The following is a 25,276-nucleotide window of genomic DNA, read 5'->3' as shown; positions in this document are numbered from 1 at the left end:
TATAGAAAGGATTCCTTTACTTCTGCCACATTTGTAATATTTAAAATTTTTATGTATGTTAGTACTTACTTATATAATATCTATATAATACATCTATTAAATAGTTTTGTCAATAGAAATAAAAAATGCAAAAAAACATCTTATGAATATTTCTACACATAAGATGTTTTAGAAATTAATTAGTATGTAATCTTTCATCACGTTTACTATTCTTTAGTTGCCGCTATTTCATTATTGCATAGTTGTTCATTTACACAGTCCTTATTTTTATATGTTGGCACCATGTTTTCCAGGTATTCCTTTAAATCATTATCTGTTTCATTATGTATTATATCATCTAATCCATTTAAATATTTTAATAGTAGCTTATAATCAAAGAATGTAGGCTTACCTATGAATATTTTATTGTGTTCAGTTGAACTAATCCCTTCTTCATCTAACAATAACTCCTCAAATAGTTTCTCACCAGGTCTTAACCCTATTATTTTTATTGGAATATCTACATTTGGTTCAAATCCTGACAATTTTATTAAATCCTTTGCTAAATCCATTATCTTAACAGGTTCTCCCATATCCAATACAAATACTTCTCCGCCTTTAGCCATGGCTCCTGCTTGAATTACCAATCTTACAGCTTCAGGAATAGTCATAAAATACCTAACTACCTCTGGATGAGTTACTGTGACTGGCCCCCCTTCTTCTATTTGTTTCTTAAAGAGGGGAATAACACTTCCATTACTACCTAAAACATTCCCAAATCTTACAGCTACAAACTCTGTATTGCTTATTTCATTTATAGACTGTATGATCATTTCACATATTCGTTTGGAAGCCCCCATCACATTGGTTGGATTTACTGCCTTATCTGTTGAAATCATAACAAACCTTTTAACTCCATATTCGTTTGCAGACCTAGCTATATTCAAAGTTCCAAACACATTGTTTTTGATCGCTTCCTTGGGACTATCCTCCATAAGAGGAACATGCTTGTGAGCAGCTGCATGGAATACAACCTCTGGATTTTCCTTTTCCATTATTTCATCTATTCTATGTTTATCTCTAACTGAAGCTATAACTGTTTTAAGATTCAAATCATCATGAGTCCTCAATAGCTCATTCTGAATTTCATATGCGTTATTTTCATATATATCCAGTATAATCAATTCCTTTGGTTTAAATCTTGCAATCTGTCTACATAATTCAGAACCAATAGAACCGCCACCACCTGTAACCAATACTACTTTTCCTTTTATATAATAACTTATTTCCTCTACATTCAATCTTACCTCATCTCTGCCTAGAAGGTCTTCTATCTGAACATCCCTTATCTTTTTGATACTTACATCTCCATCAATCAATTCATACATGCCAGGAAGTATTTTAAGTTTACACTTGGTTTGTCTACATACTTCAACAATCTCTCTTATTTCATTTCTATCGGCTGAGGGTATTGCAATTATAACCTCATCTATCTCCATTTCCTCAGCTAATCTAGGTATATCATCCCTCCTACCTAATACAGGAACACCCCGAATTATTAGGTCTTGTTTTTTAACATCATCATCAATTATTGCAACTGGCTTACTATTTAATTGGGTATGGTTATTATACTCCCTTATGACCATGGCTCCTGCATCTCCACCACCAATTATCATAATCCTTCTATAACTGCCTTTAGGTATGATAACACCATTTTTTATCTTTCTTAATGCCCTAACACTAAATCTCATACCACCAACGAGCATAACATCCAATATAGTAACCATTATGTACACAGATCTAGGAAGATGGGATTGCATAATGACCAGAAAACTTAAAGCTCCAGCATTTGCAACAATACACGCCGCCGTTATATTAATCAATTCATCTATACTGGCATATTTCCATATGCTTTTATATAATTTAAAATAATGAAATACCGCTAGTTTTATCATAGTTAGAAGGATTGCATTACTTATATATGTTTCTAAATACCTTAATTCAATATTCCTTTCAAATCTTAAATACAACGCTAATAGATAAGATAGATTTATCAATACAACATCAAAGATCAATAATAATATGACTTTTTTACTTTTTTGCATAATAAAAACTCCCCTGTTATTAAATTTTCTCCTTATTCAATTTTGTATCTTCTGTACTTTGCCAATATTCTACGAAAAAGGTTATAAATACTCCTACCATAACTCCCAATACTAAAGCTATTGCTATATTTAACATCTTTCTAGGCGCAACAGGATTATTTGAAGGATGTGCACTAGAAATAACTGAAATACTTGCCTCTCCTATTTCTGTTGACCCAGTTACTTTAAGTTCTTCATATTTTTCTACAAAAGCTTCATATGTTGTCTGCGCAATATCTACCTTTTGCTCAATTAATCCTTCCTTATGTACTTTATCTTGAAGTTCTATCCTTAAGTTTTCTATATCCTCTTCCATGTCCGCTATTTTATTCGTCGTGCTTTTTATTCCTGCTTGCACTTCAGCTAAATTTATTTTTAAAGCTTTCTCAGTGTCATCAAGTACCAAATTCATAGTTCCAGAGCCACTGGATGATTGCCTTATAGTTAAGCTATTGGTCCTATTTGGTTCACTTTTTGCTGTTGCAATGGCCGATTCCAATTCATCTTTTCTAATAGTCAAATCATTCAACTGAGTCTTATAATTTGTAATTTGTTTTAACTTTGCGCCTAATTCCAATTGAAGTTCATCAGCATTTCTAGGCTGAGATAATAGCTCCTTTTGTTCCAATAAAGCCTTATCATACTTTTCCTTCTCTATTGCCATCTGTTTCTCTATGTCTTGAGAAGCCTTATTCGTTTTCTCTTTAACATTACTCTCTACTATAGAAATAAAATTTTCTCCTACCTTGTTAACGATTTTAGCAGCTTTTTCTGGATTAGTATGTTGCATCTTTATAGTGATTAATTCTGTGTTTTCAACTGTTTCAAGAGTTATACTGTTTGCTAGGGAACTCACTGAATATTCTTCTTGCAAGTCTAAATCCTCAATCGTCTTTTGCATAACTTCAGGTGTCTTTATCTGTTGTCTATAGGTTTCTAAATTCATACTTGGATATTGAGATATAGTATCCAATACATTATTTAGATTGTCATTACCATTTTCATCATTATTTTGGATCTGTTCACTCAAATTTGATGCCATCAAGATCATCTTTGCTTCATATTGTGGACTTAGTACAAAAAAGCTTAATATACTAGCTGCTAATACTGCAAATGCAGTAATTAAGATGATTAACTTTTTTCTTTTAATAAGTATTTCTATTAGTTCTCTTAAACTGATTTCCTCCATATGTGATCCTCCATATCTTAGTATTAATTTCCATGTATTACTATTTCATATTTTACACTAAAATAGGGATAAAAACAAGGTTTTATCCCTATTTATGTAGCTATTTATTTTCAATTCTTTCTTTCTTTAATTTAATATTTATTCCTATACCAGTACCTAATAATATCCAAAATACAGGTGCTACTGAAATTACACTATCATTTAGTACACTTACCATCAAGTAACTACAAACAGCAAAGAATATTGATATACCAGCAGTTTCATATAGATTACCATAATCCTTCTTATCTATATATAATTTAATGCTGGAGACAATATACATAAAAAATATTGCTAATACAGCTATTAAAGAGATAACTCCTGTGTTGATTCCAGTTTGTATATAATAATTATGAGGTTTATCTACTAATATATTTATCCTGCTCATCCCTATTAGTTTACCGAAATAGTCATCATTAGGGAAATGTAAAGCATAAGTGTCTGGCCCATATCCTAAGAGGAATGTATCCTTAAACAACGGTAAAGACCTAGACCAAATATATCCTCTACTAGATGCCATCCTTTCTCGTCCTTTAAATCCCCAGCTTGGAGCCTTTTCCAAGTCTGATAATTCCCCTTTAGAGCCAAGGAATTTAAACTCCCCATCATCTACTACTAAGTCAAAATTCCTCCAACCGATATTGGTACGTATTTGAGATCTTAATAGAGGCGTACCTTCGTAAACATACTTCGTAAATACATGCTGGTTATAAGGTTCTTCTGCAAAAGTAATCTTATTTTCTTTTTCTGTAATTTCTAAATCATCATTGTTCTCATTTTTAAAATGGTACCCTTCATCATCATATGAAATGTTTATTTCATAATCCTCAATAGCTATAGTAGCTCTATTATCCTCTAAGTTAATGTCCTTTAAACTGTTGACTTGAACCGTGCCTATAGAATCCTTTACAGCTAACAACCGCTTCTGTAAAAGTCCATCTGTATATTGGTTAGCTCCATAGAATAGCCCACCTAGAAGGGCTATTATCACTAATGATGCTTTCCACCTTTTAATAATCAAACTCCTGAATATAACAATTAAAAGAACAATATATAAACCAAGACTTATTATTCCTGTTCTAGAACCAGAGCCAAATAGATTTATAAGTGATAAAATGCTTACTATTCCAAAGAATACTTTTGTAAAAACATCTTTAGCCAATATCAACATGGTAGCTGATAGAGGAAATATAATACTCATATAGACGCCTACATAGTTTGGATTAAATAGGGTTCCATATATTCTCTTACTTCCACCAAACTGAAATTTCATACTATCCATGGAATCTGCAAAGCGAGAAGGGACTATCAAACTCTTTCCAAAATCTGAAGCAAATAAATCATAACCTGCATATTGAAATATGCCAATAACTGATAATATTATGGATGATACTCCTAGTGTATATAACAGATATTTAACTTGTTTTTCATTATCTATCATATTAATAGCTAAAAGTAAGCAGAGCATATATCCTATAAGCACATACATATTCTCATACCTATCCATGAATCCTTGTAATGCTACATCCCTATGTGTTGCAAATATGGTGGATAGAATTACAAAAGCAGTATATACAATCATTGGATAATAGATATTGGTTTTCTTTATGTATATATTCTCATAGAAAAAGTATTTTATAAGAAATATTGCTGTTCCAATGGATGTAAATACTATAAACCATACCATCTTATAATAGGAGAAAAAGTCTGCATTTACCTCTTGTCCAACTTTAAATGCAGCAGAAGCACCTTCAAGAGGTACTGCTTTTAACCTTACTACTAAGGGGACTATACCTACTATTAATATTAATGACAATATTGATAAAGAAGTATAGCTATATTTTCGTGAACTGAGTTTCCTTTTGCTTTTCTGCATAACTGATACCTCCAGTACGATTAATGTTAAAGTTATAATATATATTATACCATACTTCAACTTGATTTTATATAAGAAGAACTTCTAACGAAGCATTAAAGGTAGCTTTTCTTAAAACTCATTTACGGAAAGTTCTAAGATCAGAAAAAAGTAACACTTCCCTACTAAATAAAAAAAGCCATATATTAAACTTTAATTAATATATAGCTTTAATTACAGTATTTTATTATTCATATATAGAAATATCACATGCCATCATGTTCAATCAACATATAGGTTTCACTAGAGTTTTGTATTATTTTATTTTTAAATGTTTACCTAAATGTTCCATAATTTGAGTTATAGGATCTTGTATAACGTCCTTGGGATTTATTACCTCTATAGATTTCTATATCTACATATTTATCAGGATAATCATAGTTTATTTCATCAGCTATTATATCTAGCATATCTTCTATATCACTAGTTCTAAGGTCTTCCCATTCATCACGATAGTAATTTGAAAATGATATAACCATGCTTACAGTAGATGAACTTACATTAAAATCATCAACCTCTGCATCATCAATATACTCGTCATAAAATACGTCAGCCACTAATTCATCTAAATAATCAATACCAGTCCCTGATGAAGAACGTCTAAATGAAACACTTATCCTACCATTCTTTCTTTGGCTAAATGTCATTAGATCATTTTCATAGTAAGTATCATATACAGAACCAGTGATATCTAAGTTTGGGAATTCTTTAGCTATTATATCTGTTATATCTTCTACTAATCCCCTTTTAACACTAGTAGTCATCCTATTCCAATTATTTCTATCAGTAGAATTAGAGAAATCAATTTCTACAGTTACACTTATATTGTTTCTAGTTTCCTTCAGTACTATATCGAAGTATACATCCTCATAAATACCGAATTCTTTATTTAATTTTTTCTCTAAAGCTTCAATATCCGTTTCCTCTACTACATCTTTTTTTAAATCTTCTAATTCTTTTTCTAACTTAGTTATTTTTGCCTCATAAGCATCTGATTTAGTGTCTATAATCTTTGCAGTATGAGTGCTGTTATCATATTCAATTTCTAGACCCATTAAATCTGCAATAGCCCTTACAGGCACATAAGACCTTTCACCCACCACAAAAGCAGGCGTATCATATTTATTCTCGATTTCTTGAGTAACATCTTTGCCATCTACCTCAAACTTGATTCTTCCATATGTAGCTGTTAGTTGTTTGGTATAGATATTGTTTGCAGCTACAACTACTGTAGTTATAGACATTACCAATACCAGCATAATAACTAATGCTTTTTTAAACTTAGAGTTAAACATAGTATCCCCCCTATAAATTTACTCTTATATATTATTATACCACTGTTATATGAGTGATATCAAGGAAATATGACTTGTTTTGACATGAAAAAAGAGAATCAATCATTTAAGATCGATTCTCTTGGTTTTCTTTGTTACTTACTATAGATTAGTAAGTTTGTTGGATGTTGATGTTTATTATTTGTCTTCTGATTCTACAACTACTTTTACAGTTAGGTTAATTTCTTCAGTTACATTTTTATAATCTTTATGAGTTAATGTTACTGTTGCTGTATATTTGTCATCTTCACCCTCAACAGGCTCCACATCACTTACTTTTACTACTACTGAAGAATCATCAACTATATCTTTTACTTTATCTTCAACCGCAGTCTTAACAGCATCTTCTTTATCTACATCTTCTTCTGATATTTTTACTTCTAAAGCACCGTCAGTTGTTGAATTTTCAACTTTATCCTTTGCATCTGATACTACTTTTTCCGCTTCTTCTTCAACATTAGTTTTACCTTCATCAAAATCATACACTACATCTTTTGCTAATTTGTTACCATCTTCATCTCTCAATATTGAAGATATTATTAATGTTTTGTATTCTCCATTTTCTACTTTATCTTCTAAGTCTGGAACTTCTAATACTATAGTCTTTCCATCGTTTTCAACGTATACTTCGCCTTCTATATCTCTTAAATTTTTTGTTCCACCATATGCTAATGTAAATATATAGTTAGAAAGTTCTTCTGCAACATCTAAATCTACTGATTCATTTAATTTTATTTCTATTTCTTCATCGTCATGAGATACATCAAGTACTTTAAAATCTCCAACTGATCCTGGTGTTGTAAAGTCTACATAGTAAACATACATTTCATTTCCATCTTCGTCTTCAAAGTCTTCTACTTCTAGAACGTAGTCTTCATCAACTTTTAGATCTGTTAGGTAGATAGTTACTTTATCTTTATTTATATCGAATTTTACATCTTGATCTACTTTATCTTCATCAACTTCTTCTAGCCATAAAGTATATTCACCTTCACTATCTTCATCTATATATTCATCAAAGGTTAATACAACTTTAGCGTTATAGTCATAGTCACCCTCAACCTCATCATCATAATATATATCATAGTCAATTACTTCTGGCTCTAAGTCGTCATCAACTTCTACTACATCTACTTCAGTTGCTGGCATAGCTACTCCAGAGTGGTTTTCTACATCTCGAATCACCAATGTATCTCTTCTAGAAAAGTCTCTGTTAAATTTATATTCTACTTTGTTACTATCTACTTTTTTATAACCAGTTGCTTCAACTTCACTTCTTCCTACTTCATATAAAGCATTATCTTCATCAAGTGATTCGATATAAACGTCTTTATCAAACTCTACAGTCACTACCTTCTCACTTGCTTCTGCACCCAATACTACTGGCGCCTCATCATCTTCTACGATATCAATATCAAAGTCTTCACTTGATGATTTGAATCCAGCGTAGTCTTCTAAACTTCCTACTGTTAATACTGCTTCACCTAAATCAAATGTTCTGTTACCATATGGTGTTAAAATAATATCTCTACCATATTTTTCAACTTCCATAGTTACCTTTTTACCATCTAGTAAGAAATCTCTTGCATGTGCTTCTTCAATTGGCTCATTTGTAATTACTTTAATACCATATTCTCCTAGAGCTTCAACTTCTACTACATATGGTGCAGTGTTATCTTTAACATAAAAGTCATATCTTCCGTTAAGCTCTTTGTCTAATCCTCTAATTATTAATTCTTCTTTTTCTCCATCATCTAATTTATCTTTTACTGTTAATCTAATAACATCATCAACTAATTCAGCATTTTCTACTGAGTTTCCAGGAATTCTGTAGTTAGCTTCATTTTCTAAATTGCCACTTGCTAAATCAGCACTTGATAATGCTACTTCAACTTCTTTTAAGTTGTCAGCATATACTTTTTCTACTTTTAGTTCGTCTGGTTCTGGCATTTCAACGCCTAGGTTTTCAGCTAAAGTTTCTTCTGAATCCTTCATAGTTGTTCCAAGAGTGTTTACTGTTAATACAAACATTTGACCTCTAGTGATTATTGAATCGTTATCAAATTCATAGTCACCTAATAGTCCTAGTTCTTTAGCTAGTTCTAGAGCTCCATCATAGCCTTCATCATCAGCTACGTCTTCGCCATAACCTAATGCTCTTAATAGAACTGTTGCATAATCTTGAGCAGTTACATCTTCATTGAAACCAAATCTTTCGTCTGTATGACCTTCGATTAGTTCGTTAGCTACTGCCCATGCTATGATTGGTCTGTAATATGGGTCACTGAAATCAGTAAATGTTAACTCATCTGTTGGGAACTCTTCTGCTTCATCTTCTGCCCCCATAAGTCTACTGATCATCACAACCATATCTTGTCTTCTAAAGTTATCATCTAACTTTAGTTCGCCATTGATTCCTTCAATGACACCTTCGTCCATTAGAAATTCTCCAGCTACTTCCTCTATTGCTGGTTCTTCTTCTGCTTCCTCAGCAAGTACGAAGGAGAAACTTCCTAGGATCATTACCACTGCTAATAATAGTGATAGTTTTCTCTTCATTTTTCAAAGACCTCCTTTAAATTTTATTAAATTTCTTGCCTTTATAAATGCAAATATGTATGTGTTATTTGCAATCTATAAAGTATTATAGCATTAACCAATTGTTGGGTCAATAAGTTAACTGCTATTGTAACCTATTTGTAATATAACGGAGATGGATAATTTCTCCATTATATTAACAATTATACTACAAATCTTGCTGGAATACTATTACAATTATATTACAAGAACATTACAGACTATTGAAAGTTAAAAGGCAAAATCCTTCATGCCCTTCAGAATGACATCAATATGCCTGAATGAATATCATATCATTTTGTCAATAAATCTACTGCTTTTTGTAATTGTATATCCTTTGTCCTACTATTATTAATAACCTTTATATCTGGTATTATTCCTTTATCATTTATATTTCTTCTCTTTGGTGTTAAATATTCTGCTATAGTCAATTTCATTCCATCTCCATAAGGTAAAGGCATCATTATTTGTACTGTTCCCTTTCCATAAGAGGGAACCCCTATAATAGTACCTGAACTTGTGTCTTGGACTGCCCCTGCAAATATTTCTGATGCGGAAGCTGAGTATTCATTCATTAAAACCACTAAATTATATTTGGGCCTTTTTAAGGTAGAATAATAGGTCTGCTCTATATCATCTTTATACCTTATGTGAACTATGGGACCCTCTGGTATAAACAGTTTCAAAGACCTTACTGCTTCCATCAGAAGTCCTCCAGGGTTATTCCTTAAATCCATGATTATATCTTTAACATCTTTATCATCAAATTCATCTAATACCTTTTCCAAATTTTCATAAGTGTGCTGGTTGAATTCACTTATTCCTATATATCCTATACCATTATCAAGTACACTATAGTCTATTGGATTCACCTGTACTAGTTTTCTCGTTATGTTATAGATCAAATTCTTTGAACCTCTTTGAATTTTTAGCTTTACTTTAGTTCCCTCTTCTCCTTTTATGAGGTCTGACACTTCCTCAATTGAAAGGCCTTCTACATCTTTTTCATCTACTTCAAGGATTATATCTCCTGACTTCAGCCCCTCATCATAGGCTGGGCTATCTTCTATAGGATCTACCTCTATATTGCCGTCTACCTCTGTAATATATATTCCTATGCCTACAAAATCCCCTGCAGTACTTTCCATCAACTGTTGAAATTCCTCTTTAGTATAATAACTACTATTAGGGTCAATGCTATAAAATAATCCTTTTACTGCACCTTCTATCAATTCTTCTTCAGTAATATCATAGACATAATTAGTCTGTATTACCTTCATCAGTTCTTCCAGATAGTACATATCCATAGGTGGTGTTTCAGTATTTTCTGATGCAGATGTTGGAACTGGGATTGATATTAAAACTGCTATTAATAATGAAATAAGTGCTCCTTTGAAGTTCTTATGGTTTCTATTTGTCATTGTAAACCTCCTTGTAATTTCACTTTGCTCAGAATGGCTGTAGTTGGTTCTCCGTATCTTGTTAGGGTGTAGTAGTGTCCAGAGTTTTCTATAGCAAAGTCCTTATTTAAGACTTCTAATCCCTTTGGAGCATATAATTTTATCTGTTGTAAACCTTTCCCTTTTAACTCAATTAGAGTTACATCCTCTTGATGTACTATTTCTACTGGTCCATTCACTCTTACTATATGAGAACTATCCTCCTCTTGGGACAGATATATACTTACATCCCTATTAAGTCCTACATATATATCCTCACCATCTCTTAAGAAGATGTCTGCATCTACTGCAAATTTACTACCTTTAAACTTTTCTCCTACTTCAAATTTAATTCCTGCTATATCCTTATCGGATGAAATATTAAATGAAAATTTATCTACATCCACATTTTTAATTACCTCTATATTACTATTCATTACTGATTCAAATATGTCAAACATCTGTGGTTCTGTCATAAAATTATAATCTTCTCTATCTCTTATATAGTCTAAGACTTGAGCTTTGTACCTTAAATTATTTAAACCATCTTCCTCATTTGCCGCATATTCTATATGATAGAAATGGGTTATGGGTAAATCCAATGTAGTATAGCTATTGTAAACTTCTTTAAATGTAGGTACATGAGATGATGGTGAAAATAATATGAAATCCTTAGTATCCCATTTACATCCCAATTTAAAGGGGATTGTCCATATATAATCTCTTGAAAGGCTAGGTTCTCCAGCCTTGATACTTGCCCTAAATCCTAAATTCCACTTTATCCCTGCCTTCATCTGATTATAAAAGGACTGAGTGTTTGAAATATTGTTCACGTCCCAGGTATGCTGATTTGTGCCTACATTCATCCAGGAAATACTATAGTATTCAAAAGCCTTTTTTTGAAGTTCTAATTCCTTCTCCTCCTGATAGGAAGATTTATATTTATTGAAATATACATGAGGATATATGTCTATATTATTTTTATTTACATAAGCTATGGATTCTTTTAATTCCTTTTCATATGGAAATAATGGTGAATCTATAGGGGTAGGCATTCCAAACTCTGCTTGTCCCACTAATAAATCTGTATTCCCATCTCCATTCAAATCTGCAAAGGCCGGTACGGAATAATATCCTCCCCATAGCTTTTTATCTCCATGTTGATTGTATGTATTCCCTTCCACATATCCATTATCTATTAAATTTGGAAATTTAATTTCATATTTCTTTATATACCCAGTTGAATTTCCAACTAACAATTTATTTTGTTTATTTCCATCTATGTTACATAGAGTAGGAGCTGCGTAGGTTCCCACATTTATATTCTTATCCTTTCCGTTCTTTAAGGCTATTCCATCTTTATTAAAGGTCAATACATTATCAATCCATTTCCCTCTATAAAAATAAATTTCTCCTGCAGCATTTCCAACTACTAAATCTGGAGTACTGTCTCCATCTAAATCTCCTATGGTTGGAGTAGCATTCTTTAAACTTTCATCTTCCAATAACACTTTATTCATCTTAAAGGTTAAATTGCCTTGGTTTAAATATAAAAATATCTTCCCTTTAGAATTTCCTACAATTATATTCAAAGTCCCATTTTTATTTATATCATATAATACCGGTGTAGAATATTTGCCTACATTTATCGGATTTCCGGTTTGATCCTTCAGTTTAACCTTATCCTGATACATAATGCCTTCGTCTTTGCCTAAGAATAGATATAAATATCCATCTTGACTGCCAGATACTATGTCAAGTATATTATCTCCATCTAAATCACCTACTGATGGATATGCCCTATAGGGAAGTTTTAATTTACCTCCTAGACTTTTATATTCTTCATATTGTTTTAATGATACATATTCATTATTTTCTGTTATGAGGTGCCTTCCCGATGAATAATGAGAATTTTCCTCTTCTCCTATAAATTTAGGATCTTCATTGGTTCCTATATTGGTATGGAGTACTATGCTTTCCTTCCACGTTCCCCATTCATAAAGAGACCTGGCTAATGAAAACGAAGGTATTTGCTGATATTCCTTCAGTATCTCTATCCATTTTTCCATCGTACCATTTTCTATTGCTGATGATACCTCAAAGTGATTTTGCCATGCCATAGCTGGTCTACCATATGGCCCTAATACCTTTTTAGCAGCAAATCCATATAATTCTTTGGACACAAAAGCTGGAAACTCATTTCTAAATAGATAGTTTCCTGTAGCAAATGTAAAGCTAAAATATTCTTGATCTTCCTGCTTTTTAGTCATATCAAATCCTGTTATATAATCATCATTAGGAAGCATACTATTTGAATAGAATACATATCCTTTACCTATTTGATTTAACCCATAAAGTACTAAATCCCCACTATGGGCTAGAGGGATTGAAGTAGATGGTATAAATCCATGACCTTTATTTAAATTATCTAAAGTGTTGTCGTCATAGTATTTAACTAAATCCTCATGAAATAGTCTTAATGCGGTTTGAATTCCAGATAGATTTTTCCTTACTTCAGGAAATTTCAACTCTTTAGGAAATTCTTCTAATTCCTTAAAGCTTTTTGCGCCTAAGAATTCTAGAGGAAATTGATTATAGAATTCATCTTCTAAAAATAGAAAGCCTCCATCTCTTACAAAGTCCATTATTTCTTGTTTAAAGTTGTTGAATTTTCCCTTTCCTATTACTGACTTGTCTAAATAGATTATATTCCATTCAGATAGATCCATTTTATCCAAATTATCCAAAGAAATAGGCTCTGTAGACAGATTAGTTAATAGAGATTGTTTATAGTTTTGATATATATCCAAAAAACTTGATGTGTCTTTATCATATACTATTAAAGTTGTTACCTGTTGATTTTCTTGTGTTGGTGCTGCATATGAGATTCCAGATATTAGAAAAATGAGTACAGTCAATACTGATATAAATCTTTTCATCTATCGTATTCCTCCTAGTTATTTAATAGGTTTTCTCTATAGTCTGATCTCAGATCTTTCTGCATGTAATTGATTAAATCCACTATAAGCTTTGATACTTCTCCCTTTGTAATCAATCTGTTAGGGTAGAAGTAATCCCCTTCTTCTGTCATTCCCAACTCCTTTGCCACATATACATAGTCCTTTGCCCAATTAGGTATAGATACATCGTCCTTGTAACCTGTTGTATAGTTTTTGTTTATGGGAGCTAAGTTTTCCAAGCCCAATAATCTCATCAATGTTGTATAGGCTTCTGCTCTAGTTATGGATTCATTTGGATAAAAGTAACCTTTATCTATGCCTTCCATAATTCCCTTTTTAGCTGCGATCTCAATATAGTCAAAATTTCTATGGTCTCTATCCACATCTTTAAATATTGGTGGTTCAGGTTCTTCTTCTCTTCTTCGCCTTCTTCTCGATGATTGTTCTTCTTCCTGTTTTTCTATAGGTATATCCATAGATTGCACAATAGCCCGAGCAAAATCCCCTCTGCTCATAGGGGTATTGGGTCCTATATATGTACTGTCAATAGGTAGAGCATCCATACTGGCCAATAGGAATAGTTCCTCTTCCCATTGATGACCTATTATATCCTTAGATGCAGGTATGGATAATCTTTCTGGTACAGGAACTGTATTCATTGAAAACGAATCCTGTCCTATATTTCTTCCAATTAGTACAGCATTACCATCTAATCTAGGTAGATCATAGGAATACTTTAAAACATTCTCATGTCTTTCTACTATATTTTGTCCTCCTCTGAAACTGGTCTGAATTGGAACATTTTCTTCGTATGAATAATCCTTTGTCATGTTGTATGACGTTTCTACAGTAGCTACGCCTTGCCAATTATCTTCTGTATTTAATCTATCTTCATATTGAATTACATAATCTATGGTTTGAGTTTCAGTGGATGACCAAGGACTTTCATACCCTACTGATTTTCCCCTGGTTTCTACTGTTACTGTATTAGTCTCCTCCCTATCTATTGTATAGGTCTTTCTAGCTAATACATCTCCAGCAAAGTAGCCTAGAATTGGCCTTTGATGAGTTACTGTACTTTGATTCCATTGATAATCCTCATCTTTTGACTGATATCGAGTATCCCCTATATCTATAGTTTCTTTGAAACTGTCCAAAGTTCTGGTGGAGGTAATCTGGTTACCATTTGGAGTCAACGTAGCTGTAACCTTAATTGTTCTATCCAATTCAGCTTCCTCTAGTAGATTTGCTAATTCATATCTATAGGTTTCCGTTATTGTATTGTCTCTTTCCTTTACCTTTATATCCAAGGTGCCTTCCATTACTATAGGTTTACCTGTTATAAATATTACTTCCTTGTAGGTATTCTCATTTTGAATACCTCCTTCGTATCCAGGAATATTTATGGCTATGGAAGGTGCAGATGTTAATAGTAATATGAGTATTAATAATAGTGTGATTTTTTTCATGTAATACCTCCTCCTTTATTTTTGGTAACATTTTAACATGAGCTATCATTTCAACGTAGTGAATAACCTCGTTTTTTAATTTTCAAGCAATATTACATAGCCAGTATCATGTGAAGACTGTTTATTCTTTATTATATAAGCCTTGGTTCCTGGTCTTATGGTATATAGCTTATCTTGTGGTATTGGTAAATCGTTTAATAGTATCACTGCTTGATCCAATTCTATTGTTTCATCGGATCCATTCTCCCATCTATCGTTCAATGTGTTATAATTTTTAACTTCTGTAAATGTAATATTGTTTTCGTCATAATCTATTTCCCTTATCTCTCCTATGACTGAATAATCCATTTTGATTCTGTATCTATATTTATTTATATGAGGTGTTATATTCATTGCTAATAATTCCTTGCCAAAGTCAGATTCTCTTACTACAAAGTATGCAGCCTTATTCTTGTAAAAATTGTCCTCTACCCTATCTCTTAATTCCTCATCTTCAATATCATTTAAGTCGATGAATCTTGATTTTATGAAATAATTGGCTGGAATCCGCTCATTTAATTCACTATCATATATCAATGTATCATCTGTAAGTCCAAATCTTTGGGAGTCATCTTGTTCTACCCATTTATTATCTTCTGTCAATTTTTGATAATCCAGTCTATAGTTAATCTTTCCTATTTCCACTTCATATTCGAATATGTCCTCAATCTTACCTCTATATATTGATATCTTGGTTCCATCCAATCTATCTTCTAACATGGATGTGCCTTCTATTGCTACCAAGTTGGCAATAGGGCTTCCTTTTACTATGTCCGTATTTACAAATACATCTTTATATCTATTGATATTTAACACATCTACTAGACGGTCATCCTCAATGACTATTGTCCCAGGATTAAAGTGAATTAGGTTTTTATCTACTATCATCTTGCCCGTACCATATTCTATATTTTCTATTGGAGATTGATACATCCTCGATGCTCCGTTTTTTACTTGGAGTTTTGCTACACTTAATTTGCCATAGCTCGAATCGAATGCTACATAGATTTCTTTATTTCTAAATTTATTTAAATCCTTTAAGTCAATTTCTTCTCCACCATTATATAGATTATTATCTTCGACTTTGAGTTCAACTACATGGTTTCCATAGGGTATCCATCCCCGTCCTTCTTTATATGTATAAGGGGACATCAAATGTAGTTGTTCTTTTCTTTCATCTACTGAGTATATCTTCCCCCTCAATACTCCTGTTATATGTTCTTCTTGGTCTTGAACTCTAATGGTGCTTACCTCTGATCTATATATATCATCGAAGGTTAACACTACCTTATCTCCTTCTTTTACTTGATTTATGTTTATTATTCCACCGTTTTTATAGATAGTGGTATATGGAGTTATTCTATATTTTTCCCTATCATCCTTGCCCTTTATCTCAATGGTGTCTTCTGTTAAAAACAATATCCTTCCTGTTCTAAATCTGCTTCCTGGCATTATGTATCCATTTCTTCCCGGATCCTCCTCTGGATAGGCTATTACCTTTTTAGCTTCATCTCCTTCCAAAATCACATCCACTTCTTGTCCAAAATATAGATCATAGATGGCTTGTTGTACTTCTTCTACTTCGATTCTTGTTGATGGAAGAATGTCTATAGTGTGTGTCTTTCCATCATAATCCAATATTGTGATGGTTTCGTCATTATAGTTTATATCCTCAATAGATCCTTTAAGTATGCTTCGGGTTGTGGATGCCCCAAAGCATACTGTTGATATTATGGTAATCAGAAGGGATAAAGTTGTAATCGCAACTAATAGTCTCTTTTTCATAGTCTTTGCTCCTTTGTATTTTATCTATCCGCTAATAATATATACTTACCTGAAGTTTTTACATCAGTCCAATCTGAATCTATTCGCGTATACTGTCCTGTTGGTTCATTGAATTTATATAGTCTTGTGTTTACTGTGTTTGGATAGCTTAACTTGTCCTGTTCTAATGTTAACCTTGCTGGTCTTACTAGATTATTGATTTCCATTGTTTCCTTTTTATGTTGATAATCAAATGAAATATTATATGCTTTTGATGCTAATTTCTTACCTCTTGGTATGTGATACTCATTCAATCTATCAATGTGAATATTTATATATGCATCTTGATCACCTGTATCGTTTTTACTTACTTCCAATGTATATAGGTCCTTTACGTTTATCATTGTTGTCATGGTACCATCTCTTATTACCAATTTGTTGCTTTCCCTTGCATATTCTATTGGCACAGATACGGTAAGTTTATCGTAATTCTTATATTGTGATAATCTAAAATCCACTACTCCTTTTCTTATGGTTTTAGAACCTATCGTTTGTATTACCCTGCCACTTATAATTTCCTCTTTGCCTTCTCTTTCTATTTTTTCCTGTTCTTCATCCAACTTTTGTTCTTTTTCTTTTAACTTATCATCTTCACGTATGGTTAATGTCTTTACTTTAACTGTAGCAAATTCTAAGGCTGAACCGTATTCATTTAATGCTCGTACCATAAACCTATATTCAGTATTTGGTTCTAATCCCTTTACCAAAAATTCTGCTTCAGTGGTATCTCCTATGAATGTATAATCCTTATCCTTTGATAGTCTTCCATATATTTCGTATCTTGTAGCTTTGTTCAATACATCATCATCGGATTTAGACCATATCAATTGCACTGTGGATTCGTACCCTGGTATTCCTTCAAGTACCAGTGGTTTATTAGGTACCGGTATTTCATAATCAAAGTCATCATAGGGGTCGGATATACCTCCATCTAGATTTATGATTATTAAATCATTGTTCTCCAAATCCGTAGCTTTATTAAATCTCACCTTTATAACATTATCATCTTCTACTGTTACTGAAGCTGCTTCCATACCTCCTACTACTGCCACTTGTCTGTTGTTTCCTTCTTCATCTACTTCTAGAATTCCTTCACCTTTTATATTCATATCATCTTCTATATCATTTATATCTACTATCCTTCCACCTACTATTACCTTGGCTCCTTGCATGAACATATCTCCTGTTAATGTCACTTCTGTTTCTATATCATTGGTGAATATCTTGTTTGGAGATACGGTTTTTATTTTTGGCTTGGATATATAAGTAAAGTAAATCTCGTCCCTAGTGATAGATCCATCTGGATTCTCTATTCTTATTTGAACTGGACCTAATCTATCGGATTTAGGTGCTGTTACTTCTATAGTTCTGTAGTCTATATAATCAATATCTTCAACTTTCACATCTCCAAAGTAAACTTTTAACTCTCCATTTGGAAACTCTTCCATTTCCTTTCTAAAATCATTTCCTATAATCTTAACCTTAGTACCTCCAGTTGCTAAACCTTCTGTTGGTTCTATAGTATATACTTCAGGATTTGAGCCTCCTATTATAAACTCTATATATATTGGTGGTGTATTAGTTGTTGAATCTGCAGTTCCTCCATCTGTATTTTCCACTACTACCTTCTTAAGAGACTCCGCTTCTCCTTCTGGAACTGGTGGCATAACAAATGTCAATTGATTTGGGAGATTGTATTCTATATCTTTTTCTGTTATTGTCAATAAATCCTCTATTTTTATTATTGCACCTTCCCTAAAGTCCGTCCCATGAATAGTTACTATATTTCCACCTTGATAATCTACTTTTAATACTTCTACCTCTCCATCTATCTCTTCTCTATATTCCAATATAGGTTTATCTCCACCGTTTTTCGTAATATTAGTAATCTTTGGATTGCTGTCTGGATGTTTAAATTCAAATTCCCACTCAGCTTGTCCATTGTCTGGGTTTATTACAAATACTGGTGTCAATCCTGCTCTGAAGTACACTGGAGTAATAGCTGTTATTTGTGTATTGTTTTTGTACTCAGATACAGGTGCAAAATTTGCTGATGCAATTAATCTATTAGTATCTACTACTATTCTTATTAACTGCTCATAAACATAATTTTCATCACCATGTTTGAAATCCTTAGTGTTTATAAATATTTCTTCACCATCATATCCTTCATAGGTAAATGTATATTTTATATCATCGTCTTCAAGTGTAGCAATTAATCTTCTGTTAATTGTATTATATTGTATTTCTATACTTCCCTCTAGGTCAACACTTGCTCTATTAGAACGTAGGACTCCACTGTTTTCATGTTCCCTTGGCAAATTTTGATTAGTATTACTTCCAAATCTTATAAGAGGCATATGCTCAGTTTTCTTAACTATTTCACCTGTATCATTAGCTTCTACTAATGTAATAGTATTATTTTCTAAATTGGAACCATAAATACCAATTTTAGTTCCACCACTTATATCTCCTACACTTGGTACTATATTGTTTATAGTTGGATTTGATGCATTGTATGTGTACCTAACTTTGTTGGATATTCCAGAATCATTGTTTACAACATATAGGTCTACTGTTCCTGCTTCATTTGGAGGCACTACTACCTGTAGATATCCTGTTCCATGGTTTACTATTTCAGCTTCTTTGTATCCAATATATACTTTTGGAAGTAAAATAGATGTTAAATATTCATATTCTGGATTATATTTTGATTGTTCTCTAGTATCTGGTGCTTTATCATCATATTCTCCATCACCATCTATATCATCAAATTCTTCATTTTCTTCATCATATTCTCCATCTCCATCCAAATCTATAAATGGCTCGAAATCTCTAAAGTCAGAACCAAATATCTCTAGTATATATCCTCCTGCTGCTGAACCTTCTGTAGGTAATATACTTGTAATCTTAGGATTACTAGTCGGAACTAGGTATGTATATCCTCTAATAATTCTATCCTCTACTTCTACTGGATTTTCATAGGATACACTATATGTTCCTCCATCAGGATTTACTAATACTATAGGTACTGTAATCCTATCAGTTCCTTTTCCTTTAATATCCTCTATAGTAGGAGGCACTTTTACTTCCATTATTCTACCACCAGGTAAAACATTTACATCTTCTGTTGGAACTTCTTGTCCACCTATGAATACTTTAGTTTTGTCTTCTCCTGTATCCATAAATCCTATTCTTTCATCTGAGTTTGCCTCTGGCCCTAAAATACGGATTATATTTCCTCCAACATCTGGTCCACTATCTGGTACTATATCCTCTATAACTGGTCTAGTACTTGAAGATGCAAAGAAATAGAAGCCATCTTCTATAGTTTCAGACTTTGTATCTGGGTTTACAATAGATACATCATAAACCCCTTCTCCTGTCCAAGGAGATAAATTTAAGTTTGGTACTTTAAATGTTAATGTGTTAGAGTCCACAAATTGTACCCTATTACCTACAATATTTTCATTTTCATCTATTTTAAATGGAGTGTAAGCTTGTAAGGTTAAATTATCAAATCCAATTTCTCCATTGTCATTTATTGTTATTTCATGGTTATCTGCATAAAACTTATCATTTTCTGGATTATAAGATATATCGTAGCTAATTCCCTCTCCAGCTTCTATAGAGAAATTATCCCGTACATCTTTTCTTATGACATAAAATTTATTGTTTGTTTCATCATATAGTATGACACTGTCATATCCGTCTCCTAGTATCACTTTTGTTGCGTTACTATACTTAAATATAGGTCCTTTTCCGTAGTTTTTTAATTCTATTCTGTTTTGTTCTCCTCTGTTATACTGATTTATGTCATAACCATCCATGAATACCCTTGTCCCTATTAGCCTATAAATTAAATGTTCGTCTACTTGTTCTATATCATTGATTACTACTGTTGGGTCTGGTGCTAGAAAGTTTTCCCCTTTTACTGTTACTAAAGTATTAGTAGTACCTTCTTTAGGATTTATAAAGCTTAATTCTGGTTCAGTATAGGTTTCAGTATAGGTAAATACATGACTAGCTATACCTCCTTCTGGATTAATTACCTGCAACAAAGTCTCTCCAACTCTTGTTCCCGGAGGTGCATTGAAGGTAATCTGTTTCATATCTCCTGATATATGTATATTTGTTACTAGATTATTGTCTATATATACTCTAGCTCCAGGTCTAAGATTAGAACCAGTAATAGTTACTTCTTCTCCTCCATCTATAGATACTAAACTTGGTCTAACATTATCTATAATTGGAAAATCATTTCGGTCTATTTCTATGAATTTAACCAAATCTTCAAAATGATAATTAGAGTTTGAATACTCTTTACTCAACCTAAGAGGATTCCTAACAGATAGAATTCTGCTTTCTTTATTTGTAATTGGAAAACCATCTTCTCCCGTTATCAACTCTATTATTATTCTGTTTCCTATCTCATTACCTGTAGTTCCATCTACTATTTGTCCATTATTAAGAACTTCATACTTTAGAGGTTTGTATTTCCCATCACCTTCTTCAGCATTTGGATTTATAACTGTACCTCCTAAAGTTATCTCAGGATAATTAATCTTTTCTTCTTCTCCATCTTCATATCTGGTTACTAAAAAATTGCTTCCTTCTATTGTTAGCATTAATCTATCTATGCTACTGTCTATATAATATTCATTTCCTATATCTTCTACAGGAACTATATTCGGTACTACACTATCTACCTCTGGTATCTCTGTTGATGGATAATATGTAAATCCATTTTTTACTACTGCTTCCTTTAGCATATTTGCATTAAATTCGCTATTATTAATTCCTTCAATCCTTGTGGTAACTCTTACGACTACATCTTCAATTTGAGTTTCATCTACATCAAAAGTTTTAGTACTGACTATGAATGTATTTGGGTCGTTTTCATTTTCTAAGTTATAAAGAAATCCATCTTCTTTAAATTTTAATACATCGCCTATATCGACTTCAATCTCTCTTGTTACTTTTACATCATGTGTAATAGGATTACCTGCTTCATCTTTCAATTCTAATGTTCCCTCACCATAATCTATTACAACTTGATTTGAAGTTACTATTATGTCTTCATCTATTAAACCTTCTTCCGGCTCAAATCCTGGAACATTGTGATTTACAAAATAATTTCCATTGATTCTTACCTCTGTAGAAGTACTAGCTGGTGCACTGCTTGGTTGAATACTTTCTATTCTGGGTTTTTGAGAGATAGTCACTACTTGGTATTGTTGAGGTAATTCATATGAACTACAAACACCTATATCTGGATCTTGTGATTGAGCATTTGTAAAGATTACATAATATGGTCCTGAACTTAGATCAGGTACCTCTACAGTAATTATGTCATCATCATTAGAATTCCTACTCATGAAAAAATTCTTTGCCATATTTTCTTCAGTAAATTCTGGAACATTTCTATCTTTTATAAAGTAGATATCATATTCGCTACTTGGAAATTCATCCATTGTAAATTCTACTCTAGAACCAGGCTCACCCATGGTAGGGAACATAGTTACACCGCTTATATTTAAGTCTCCAGTTATTGTGACTGCATCTTTATATACATAAGAAGTTTGTAGATCAAATTTCTCATTATCAACATCGGCTTTTACTACTATATCATTAATCCCTCCTGAAAATTCTTTATCCTCATCTGGTTTAAGTCTTATTTGATTAGTACCCTGGACTTCAGCTTGTACTGGTATTCCTCCTACAGTTATTTCATAATTGCTAAATCCATCTAAGCTTCCACTCATGTTTAATATAATTTCCCCACCTTGTTCTACTAAAGGTGTAGCTACATTCATAATCTCTGGCACTCCAGCTTCATTTATACCAGAATACTTAGTAGATACATCTCGATATTGAGGTGGTTCTCCTTCTGATATTTGCCCTTCTACTATGGCATTTTGAATTACCCATCGAGGGTTTAAATCAGACTGTACTATAGTTTGTCCTACTACTTTTAGATTATCTGGTGTGTGCCAATTATCATCTTCTAATTGCAATTGTAATCCTTTATTAACATATAGTTCTATCCCAGGGTCTTCTATGGTAATCATTTTCTTAGTTCGATTGAAATTTGTATAAGTATTAGTTATTGTCACTTTGGCTGCAGGTTCTGCTACATCTTCGCTATAGCTTACAGGTATATTAAATATCATCTCACTCAACAATATGCAGAACAACAATATGTATGAAGTTATTCTTCTAAATCTAATTCTTCTTCCCAACATTCATCACCTCGTATTCGTCCATTAGCCTTTAACTATATTTATCGACAGAATGTACATAAATCTTTAAAACTTTTCCCCAATTTATCTAAAAGTTATACAATGGATATAGCACAGTATTTATATATAAACCCTACCTTGGATTTGAAAAACAATAGAATAACTATAGATGCTAATGGAATTTTAATAAGTGATGATCATTACGGAGAAATTGACAAATTGATTTCATTTAGAAATAGTAGAGATTATCTATTAAACATTCAAATAGAAAATCTTGAAAAACGAAAAGAACTGTATAAAAAATTAAAAATCCCCTATAAGAATATTGGTAATATATCGTCCCTTGAAAGTCATTTAGATAGATATTTGGATGAAATAGATGATTTGACTGTAGATATAGATATAAAAAAATCCTTTGGCAATAGGCTCAATTTAACATTTAGCTTTCCAAGGAATAAAACATATAAATGGTATAGACTACATAGAAAAGATGTTGAGGATTATATATGGAATGTATATTCTGCAATATTGATCTTATATAATGAAGATGTATCAATAAGAGGTGAGATTGAGAATCCATATTATAGTAAGAATTCCAGTTCCTCTAATAGAAATTATGTAACATTCACAACTGAAGATAATGACCTGGACTTTGATTTTTCCAGAAGTAAGTTAAGAAGAGATTATAGAATTGATGCAGATTATTTAGCTGATATGTTTAATAAGGAATTGGATAAATACAGCAATTATGAATTTAAATACGAAGCTGATCAAAGTGGATATAATGTAGATTTATATATAGAGGTAGATTCTAAGAATTTCTTCAATAAAAGTATATACAAAAAAATTGGATATTTACGAAAGTTAAATTATGAAATAAGAAGAGTAAACCCTAACGTATCAATAGATGGAGTAATTTATTATGATGATAATGATACTATAGAATTCAATATTGAAGATAATATAATAAGATCAGTAGATTTACTTACAGAAACTGAAAACTATCTTGATAGATTATATGGAGACTTCTCATATAGACGATACGATTTTGAATTGGAATACAATATATATGAAACAGACAAAGATGAGTTAAAATTAGTGGTACAAACAGACTTTTCCATAACAGATGATGAATGGATTGAAGCAGGAGATACTGGAGAGAATAGATTGAACAATGAAGTCAAAGATGCCATTGACTACATTGAGGATATTTGGGACATGGATGTAACTGTGGAAATTGTTGACGAAAACATGACTCCCATCACATTCTAATCTTCAAATAAAAGTGAATTGAAATGGTTTAAAATTGCTGAAAAGTATACATTTAATAATGTTTAAGACATATTATAAAGATAAGACCGACATATGAAAAATTTGATTGAAGTATCCGACTAAAGAAAAAAATCGGTAGGTTTGTGCTGTTTGAGCGATAGCGAGTTCACAAACCTATTTTTTTCTGTGTCGTGATACTTCACAAATCTTGAATCGGCGAGTCGTTCTTTATAATATGTCGTGACTTTTTAGTAACCTTAGGTATTCAATTTACTTTACTTTAACTTCTTTAAAAAATCAGTTTTCAATATAAAATTCGATTTGTTTATCTCTTCTATTGCTTTCTCATAGATATATTTGTAGTCATTTACATTCAATAATTTCTTAGTTTTCATATTGTATACTCGGCTGTTTTCAAACATTCCATCTCTTGACATTTCCAAAAATATTTCATCAGTTATTACTGAACCCTTAAGAGCATATGTCTGTTGGGCTACAAAGTTTTCCCCTTGATAGTTTAATAGGTCTTTTCCGAACATTATTCCCTTTTCATTTTCATAACCCATTATATTTAATATTGTAGGCATGAAATCCAGTTGGCTACCTACCGTTGTTATGGTTTCATTGGCTTCCGAATTAGGCATATGAATTATCAATGGAATATTCATCATATCATCTAAATCATATTCATATCCTAAATAGTCTGTCATCAATTGTTGTTGATCCTTGTCTAAACTGCTTATAGCAAAATGGTCTCCATACAAAGCTATTACTGAATTGTCGTAATAGCCTTCTTTCTTCAAGTCCTCTATAAATTGTCCTAATGCCTTGTCTGCATAGTGTATGGATTGAAG

Annotated in this window: 12 protein-coding genes; 1 reads left to right on the top strand and 11 read right to left on the bottom strand. The window is 32.1% G+C overall.

The genetic code is table 11. From position 1 onward, the window contains the following. Positions 1-206: 206 nt before the first annotated feature. The 10 genes from K8M07_RS07635 to K8M07_RS07590 all read right to left on the bottom strand — a co-directional run bounded on the left by K8M07_RS07635 (position 207) and on the right by K8M07_RS07590 (position 23,153). Entirely contained in the window at positions 207-2,084 is a 1,878-nt protein-coding gene (locus K8M07_RS07635) for a polysaccharide biosynthesis protein (protein ID WP_223377410.1), read from the bottom strand. A gap of 19 nt (positions 2,085-2,103) precedes the next feature. Then, on the bottom strand, positions 2,104-3,312 hold the full coding sequence (locus tag K8M07_RS07630; protein ID WP_223377408.1) for a GumC family protein: 1,209 nt from the start codon (positions 3,310-3,312) through the stop codon (positions 2,104-2,106). A gap of 100 nt (positions 3,313-3,412) precedes the next feature. Then, positions 3,413-5,227, bottom strand: coding sequence for an O-antigen ligase family protein (locus K8M07_RS07625; protein ID WP_223377407.1), 1,815 nt, complete (start codon positions 5,225-5,227; stop codon positions 3,413-3,415). A gap of 314 nt (positions 5,228-5,541) precedes the next feature. Beyond that, entirely contained in the window at positions 5,542-6,561 is a 1,020-nt protein-coding gene (locus K8M07_RS07620; RefSeq protein WP_223377405.1) for a stalk domain-containing protein, read from the bottom strand. Positions 6,562-6,738: 177 nt separating this feature from the next. Further along, entirely contained in the window at positions 6,739-9,159 is a 2,421-nt protein-coding gene (locus K8M07_RS07615) for an Ig-like domain-containing protein (RefSeq protein ID WP_223377403.1), read from the bottom strand. Between the two features lie 311 nt (positions 9,160-9,470). Next, on the bottom strand, positions 9,471-10,598 hold the full coding sequence (locus K8M07_RS07610; RefSeq protein ID WP_223377401.1) for a S41 family peptidase: 1,128 nt from the start codon (positions 10,596-10,598) through the stop codon (positions 9,471-9,473). After that, positions 10,595-13,555: an FG-GAP repeat domain-containing protein gene (locus K8M07_RS07605; protein WP_223377399.1), complete on the bottom strand. Its 2,961-nt coding sequence runs from the start codon at positions 13,553-13,555 to the stop codon at positions 10,595-10,597. The genes K8M07_RS07610 and K8M07_RS07605 overlap by 4 nt, the downstream gene beginning before the upstream one ends. Before the next feature lie 14 nt (positions 13,556-13,569). Next, positions 13,570-15,045: an S-layer homology domain-containing protein gene (locus K8M07_RS07600; protein ID WP_223377397.1), complete on the bottom strand. Its 1,476-nt coding sequence runs from the start codon at positions 15,043-15,045 to the stop codon at positions 13,570-13,572. 75 nt (positions 15,046-15,120) lie between these two features. Next, on the bottom strand, positions 15,121-16,869 hold the full coding sequence (locus K8M07_RS07595; protein ID WP_223377396.1) for a hypothetical protein: 1,749 nt from the start codon (positions 16,867-16,869) through the stop codon (positions 15,121-15,123). Positions 16,870-16,889: 20 nt separating this feature from the next. Further along, a complete protein-coding gene (locus tag K8M07_RS07590; protein WP_223377394.1) occupies positions 16,890-23,153 on the bottom strand; it encodes an IPT/TIG domain-containing protein in 6,264 nt (2,087 codons plus the stop codon). Between the two features lie 99 nt (positions 23,154-23,252). On the opposite strand from K8M07_RS07590, the gene K8M07_RS07585 reads away from it, so the two are divergent. After that, on the top strand, positions 23,253-24,422 hold the full coding sequence (locus tag K8M07_RS07585; protein WP_223377392.1) for a hypothetical protein: 1,170 nt from the start codon (positions 23,253-23,255) through the stop codon (positions 24,420-24,422). Between the two features lie 275 nt (positions 24,423-24,697). Here K8M07_RS07585 and K8M07_RS07580 read toward each other — a convergent pair. Continuing rightward, positions 24,698-25,276: LTA synthase family protein (locus tag K8M07_RS07580; protein ID WP_223377391.1), on the bottom strand; the 579-nt coding region annotated here is incomplete at its 5' end.

It is taken from the genome of Schnuerera sp. xch1 (assembly GCF_019931165.1).
GTDB lineage: Bacteria > Bacillota > Clostridia > Tissierellales > Tepidimicrobiaceae > JAIOUP01.
The sequence above is the reverse complement of the archived record's forward strand: the minus strand, read 5'-3'. Positions and strand labels throughout refer to the sequence as shown.

Bases quoted from the DNA above. Each gene is read 5' to 3' on its own strand.
- K8M07_RS07635 (WP_223377410.1), bottom strand. From the start codon at position 2,084: ATGCAAAAAAGTAAAAAAGTCATATTATTATTGATCTTTGATGTTGTA.
- K8M07_RS07630 (WP_223377408.1), bottom strand. From the start codon at position 3,312: ATGGAGGAAATCAGTTTAAGAGAACTAATAGAAATACTTATTAAAAGA.
- K8M07_RS07625 (WP_223377407.1), bottom strand. From the start codon at position 5,227: ATGCAGAAAAGCAAAAGGAAACTCAGTTCACGAAAATATAGCTATACT.
- K8M07_RS07620 (WP_223377405.1), bottom strand. From the start codon at position 6,561: ATGTTTAACTCTAAGTTTAAAAAAGCATTAGTTATTATGCTGGTATTG.
- K8M07_RS07615 (WP_223377403.1), bottom strand. From the start codon at position 9,159: ATGAAGAGAAAACTATCACTATTATTAGCAGTGGTAATGATCCTAGGA.
- K8M07_RS07610 (WP_223377401.1), bottom strand. From the start codon at position 10,598: ATGACAAATAGAAACCATAAGAACTTCAAAGGAGCACTTATTTCATTA.
- K8M07_RS07605 (WP_223377399.1), bottom strand. From the start codon at position 13,555: ATGAAAAGATTTATATCAGTATTGACTGTACTCATTTTTCTAATATCT.
- K8M07_RS07600 (WP_223377397.1), bottom strand. From the start codon at position 15,045: ATGAAAAAAATCACACTATTATTAATACTCATATTACTATTAACATCT.
- K8M07_RS07595 (WP_223377396.1), bottom strand. From the start codon at position 16,869: ATGAAAAAGAGACTATTAGTTGCGATTACAACTTTATCCCTTCTGATT.
- K8M07_RS07590 (WP_223377394.1), bottom strand. From the start codon at position 23,153: ATGTTGGGAAGAAGAATTAGATTTAGAAGAATAACTTCATACATATTG.
- K8M07_RS07585 (WP_223377392.1), top strand. From the start codon at position 23,253: ATGGATATAGCACAGTATTTATATATAAACCCTACCTTGGATTTGAAA.